The organism is Streptomyces sp. NRRL F-5122, assembly GCF_001507435.1.
Lineage (GTDB): Bacteria > Actinomycetota > Actinomycetes > Streptomycetales > Streptomycetaceae > Streptomyces > Streptomyces lannensis.
The window spans coordinates 1-4,943 of sequence record NZ_LMWH01000032.1 but is presented as its reverse complement, the minus strand read 5'-3'; the positions used below and the strand labels follow the sequence as shown (position 1 = coordinate 4,943).

5 protein-coding genes are annotated in these 4,943 nt (G+C 69.9%); 3 read left to right on the top strand and 2 right to left on the bottom strand.

The window, feature by feature from the left end; all coding sequences use genetic code 11:
• Positions 1-481: 481 nt before the first annotated feature.
• Both ADL25_RS05970 and ADL25_RS05965 read right to left on the bottom strand, forming a co-directional pair.
• Positions 482-874 (bottom strand): STAS domain-containing protein, encoded by a 393-nt coding sequence (locus ADL25_RS05970; RefSeq protein WP_234380644.1) that lies wholly within the window; start codon positions 872-874, stop codon positions 482-484.
• A 334-nt stretch (positions 875-1,208) separates the two neighbouring features.
• On the bottom strand, positions 1,209-1,739 hold the full coding sequence (locus ADL25_RS05965; RefSeq protein WP_059126571.1) for a winged helix-turn-helix domain-containing protein: 531 nt from the start codon (positions 1,737-1,739) through the stop codon (positions 1,209-1,211).
• Positions 1,740-2,316: 577 nt separating this feature from the next.
• Here ADL25_RS05965 and ADL25_RS05960 point away from each other — a divergent pair.
• From ADL25_RS05960 to ADL25_RS05950, 3 genes are read left to right on the top strand one after another with little or no spacing between them, the layout of a single operon-like run.
• Positions 2,317-2,544: a hypothetical protein gene (locus tag ADL25_RS05960; protein WP_059126570.1), complete on the top strand. Its 228-nt coding sequence runs from the start codon at positions 2,317-2,319 to the stop codon at positions 2,542-2,544.
• Entirely contained in the window at positions 2,541-3,632 is a 1,092-nt protein-coding gene (locus ADL25_RS05955; protein WP_059126569.1) for an LLM class flavin-dependent oxidoreductase, read from the top strand. Before ADL25_RS05960 ends, ADL25_RS05955 begins: the two co-directional genes overlap by 4 nt.
• Entirely contained in the window at positions 3,625-4,773 is a 1,149-nt protein-coding gene (locus ADL25_RS05950) for an LLM class flavin-dependent oxidoreductase (RefSeq protein ID WP_059126568.1), read from the top strand. Before ADL25_RS05955 ends, ADL25_RS05950 begins: the two co-directional genes overlap by 8 nt.
• Positions 4,774-4,943 lie beyond the last annotated feature (170 nt).

The following is a 4,943-nucleotide window of genomic DNA, read 5'->3' as shown; positions in this document are numbered from 1 at the left end:
ACGCGGACCGGCACACCGACGACCTCGCCGTGCTGCGCCTGGACTGGAACACGGGCACGCCCGGCCCCACAGGGAAGACCAGGCGCACCGCACCCTAGCGAGCCCAGGCTCGCCGCGCGGCGCAGGCTGCACGGCGGCCATGTTCCCCGGCCACGGGCGACACTGCGCCCCGTCGAGCGTGTGTCCGCCGGTGGACAGCACAGCGAGGGCCTGACGGCCCGACCCGCCGACGAAGGCAACGCCTCCTCCCCCGTCCCCTTCAGCTCGTGCCCGGGGCGGAGAGTCAGAGGGGTGTGGCGGACGGCCGCCCAGGCGGGGGTGAAGAAGGCCGCATGGTCGGCTTACCCAAGGGCGCGGGGCGGGCAGCCCGAAAGGCGGCGGGGGAGTGGCCGGCACGGCGCGCAAAGTCCCGCCGCGCTCCCGTGCCGGACGCCGCCTGCGCCGCCGGCCCTGTGGTCCCCGGCTGCGGGCCGCCGCCCGGCTATCCCTCACCTGCCGCATGCGTCGAGGCCGCAGGCGAAGAAGCCGCTACGCCCCTGCCGTCGACGGCGAGGGCGTCCGAGGCCGTGGAGTACACACGGACGAGCTGGTCCAGGCCCGTCAATCTGAAGATCCGTGCCACCGATTGGGGCACCGCCGCCAGGCGCAGCGTGCTCCCGCCTGCGGACAGCCATTGGTGGACCGCGATCAGGCTGCTGATACCGGAGGAGTCGCAGAAGCCGAGCCCGGCGCAGTCGATCACCATCAGCCCGGGCCGCAAGAGTCCGGACACCACCCGGTCCGCCGCCTCCCGCAGTTGCACGGCGCTGCTGAAATCCAACTCGCCGTGCAGCGTCAACAGCCACGCCTGTCCGGTCTGTCTAACCTCGACCACGAACATCCTCAGCTGCCCCCCTACGCGCCGCGACGATACCGATGATAGTGACGGCGGCCCAAGGTCGGGCCCGTATGACCTCTGCCGCGAGGATTCGGGTGCTCTGGCACGTCCGTCACGCGGCGCAGGGCTTGCCTGCCTCGTACGAGGCCGTTTGGGACCAGGCCATGTGCAGCGGCAGGTGCACACCCTTTGGACCGGGTCGCGTACCTCGTCGAGCGAACCTGGCAGGCGGCGCCGGAACCTCTCCCGTACAGCCTGAGGTCCTCGGTGCCGCGCAGACCGGCACGGCAGTCGGACAGTGCCGGCCGAAGTGCCCAGCGTGAGGGCCCTCTTACCGGGTGGGCACGTATTTGTAGCCCATGCGCCGGACGGTGACGATCCGGCGTCGGTGGGCTTCGCCCAGCTTGCGGCGCAGGCGGGCGATGTGGACGTCCACGGTGCGGCCGTCGCCGACGTGGCCGTAGCCCCAGACCGCCGTCACCAGCTGATCGCGTGTCTGCACGTGGTGGGGGTGCTCTATGAGATGCGCCAGCAGCGCGAACTCCAGGTAGGTGAGGTTCAATTCGCGCCCGTCCACCTCGGCGACATGTCGCGTGGGGTCGATGCGGATCCCGTCGCTTGTTGCCTGCGGGCTGGGGGCGGAGTTCGTGGTGAGGAGCGGTCGGATGTCGGGCCGGGGCCTGTCCGTCACGAAGAGTTCGGCGGGGTCGGTGCCCTCGGGGACGAGAAGGAGGTAGCCGACGAGCGCGGGCGTGTCTTGGGGAGTGGCACTGTGCGCGGTATCGCCCACCAGGTGCAGATGACGCGGGTCGGAAAGCAGCTGATCGTACGGGCCGGCCTGGTCCGGAAGTGCCGCGGTCATGGCGGTGCCCCTCAAAAGGGTGTCGGGTCGTCAGGCGCATTGAGTGAAGGGGCCTGATCGTCTGGGATAAAAGGAGCAGGGAGCGGCACGGGTGAAAGGGTGAACCGGTGCCTTACGCGTGACAGCAAGCGGCGCTGACGACGTGACCAAAGTCGACATGCCGGCGACGAACGAGTCGTTGCTGTGTATGGGACATGTTCTTCATGCTCCTATCCGTGCCGACCGCCGTCAAGATTTCCTAGTAATTCAATAGGGAAAAAGGCGTCTCGTGGGGTGAGGGTGCCGGGGCAGGACAGGGTGGTCCTGGTCCGCGGCAGGCCGGGTTCGGGGGCCGCTTCCCGCCGGGCGCATCGGGACGGCCCGGGCAGGATTTCATGCAGCTGCAACGATTGATCGCTGAACTGCCTGCTAGACATGGTGGGGTGAGCCCTCAGCGCTGTACCGCGGGTGGCATGGGGAGCGGGCGCAGGCCGGCGCCTGGAGGAGGTGGTGGCGCTGCGGATGCCGCCCCCGCCCTGTCCTGCGTGAGGGGATCACGTGTGTCCTTCCCGTACGGCAGCACCGAGAGGGGAAAGCCATGACCATCAGTGCCGCGGGCCATGAGACGTGGCGGACCGGCCCGCCTTCGGGCGTGCCGGGGACCGGTACCGACCTGGCGGACGTCGCCCGCGAGGTCGCCGCTACGGGCGTCCCTCTTGGTCGCCGGTCGGGCGTGTACCGCACGCCGTACGAGGGGCCGTTGCCGGGCGGCCGGGCTGGCCTCGCCCGCCCGGATCAGGTCCGCGGGGAGCGGGTGGCGCCGTGAAGTTCATCGCGATCACCTTGATCGTGCACCGGCCGGATTCGGTCACCGGGGTGCAGAAGTCGACCCGTGACCGCTTCCGCGAGGTCGTCGACAACGCTCTTCTCGCCGAGGAGCTGGGCTTTGACGGCTTCGGCGTGGGGGAGCGGCACGAGCGGCCGTTCATCTCCTCGTCCCCGACCGTCGTGCTGAGTCACCTGGCCGCTGTGACACGCCGGATCCGGCTGTTCACGGCCGTGACGACGCTCAGCCTGCTGGACCCTGTCCGGGCGTATGAGGACTACGCGACCCTCGACCACCTGTCGAACGGCCGGTTGGATCTGATCATCGGCAAGGGCAACGGCAGCGCGCAGCGTGAACTGTTCCATGTGACGGCCGAGGACCAGTGGGACCGCAACGCCGAGAGCTACGAGGTGTTCCGGCAGATCTGGCGGCAGGACAAGGTGACGGTCTCGCCCCGGTTCCGCCCGCCGCTGCGGGACGCCGAGGTGTGGCCGCGGCCGTACCAGCAGCCCATCCGGGTCTGGCACGGCAGCGCCACCAGCAAGGAGTCGGTGGACCTCGCCGCCCGCTACGGTGATCCGCTGTTCTCGGCGAATGTCACCAACCCCATCGAGCCGTATGCGGAGTTGATCCGCTACTACCGCGAGCGCTGGGAGCACTACGGCCATGACCCGGCCGGCATCGCGGTCGGCGCCGGCACCGCGGGCCTCTACGTGGCGCGTACATCCCAGCAGGCCCTCTCGGTGTACCGGCCGATCTTCGAGGCGACGCAGGCGTTCCAGAAGCAGGCCGGTCTGCCGGTCGTCTTCCCCACACTGGAGGACTTCATCGACCGCAGCTCCGCCTTGATCGGCAGCCCGCAGCAGATCATCGACAAGGTGCACCGCTATCACGAGCAGTTCGGGCACACGGTGCTCCACCTGAACGCGGACGCAGGCGGGCTGACCAACGCCCAGCACCGCCGCTGCCTCGAACTCTTTCAGTCCGAGGTCGCCCCCGCGCTGCGCAAGGAGATCCCCGACCCGCCCTTCGCCTGGAAACCCGTACTCCCGACGCTGCCGATCGCCAAGGAGCAGGCGCATGTCTGACATCCTTCTGAGTGTCCTGGACCTGGTCCCGATCTCCTCGGGCTCGACGGCCGCGGACGCCCTGCGCAACTCCATCGACCTGGCCCGGCAGACCGAACGCCTCGGCTATGCCCGCTACTGGTTCGCCGAGCACCATCTCAACCCGGGCGTGGCGGGTACGTCCCCGGCCGTCGTCCTCGCGCTGACCGCGTCCGCGACCTCCACCATCCGGCTCGGCTCCGGCGCCGTCCAACTCGGCCACCGCACCGCGCTGAACACGGTCGAGGAGTTCGGCCTGATCGACGCCCTGCACCCCGGCCGCCTCGACCTGGGCCTGGGCCGCTCGGGCGGCCGCCCCCCGGGCGAAAAGGCTGCTGCGCCGCCGACGGCCACCCCGGTCGTGGACGGCCACGCCCCCAACGGGCTGTTGATCCCGCCCCGCTTCTCCTTCGAACGCCTCCTGCGGTCGCCCCGGATCGCACTGCAGCAAGGGCTGCTCATGCTGCCCGGCGCCCAGTCGCAGGACTATGCGCAGCAGATAGACGACATCCTCGCCCTGCTGGCGGGAACTTACCGCTCCGCGCAGGGCCTGCAGGCGCACGTCGTGCCCGGCGAAGGGGCCGACATCCAGGTGTGGATCCTGGGCAGCAGCGGCGGGCAGAGCGCCGAGGTGGCCGGCGCCCGGGGTTTGCGCTTCGCCGCCAACTACCACGTCAGCCCGGCAACGGTCCTGGACGCGGTGGACGCCTACCGGTCCTCTTTCAAGCCCTCCGACTTCCTTGACAAGCCGTACGTCAGCGTCTCCGCGGACGTCGTGGTCGCCCAGGACGAGGAGACGGCCCGAGAACTGGCCGTCGGCTACGGCCCGTGGGTGCGCAGCATCCGTACCGCCGAGGGCGCGATCGAGTTCCCCACCGCCGAACAGGCTCGCGCCCACGAGTGGACCGACGAGGACCGGGCACTGGTGAAGGACCGCATCGATACACAGTTCGTGGGCTCACCGCACCAGGTTGCCGACCGCCTGGAGCAGCTCCAGGAGGCCACGAGGGCCGATGAGTTGCTCATCACGACGATCACTCACGACCACGCAGACCGGGTCCGCTCCTACGAACTGCTCGCGCGGGAATGGCAGCGGCGTGGCCACTTTTACCAGCCGAGCTGATGCTCGGGCATCCCCACCAACCTGCCCGACCACCGCGCACCGGGGCGGTGCACAGGGTCTGGGCACACGGTGGCCGGGCGCCGTTTGGGCGCCCGGCCGGTGGTGGGTGGTCTGGGGTCAGCCCTGCGGTTGGGCGATGTTGACCATCCAGGTGATGCCGAAGCGGTCCG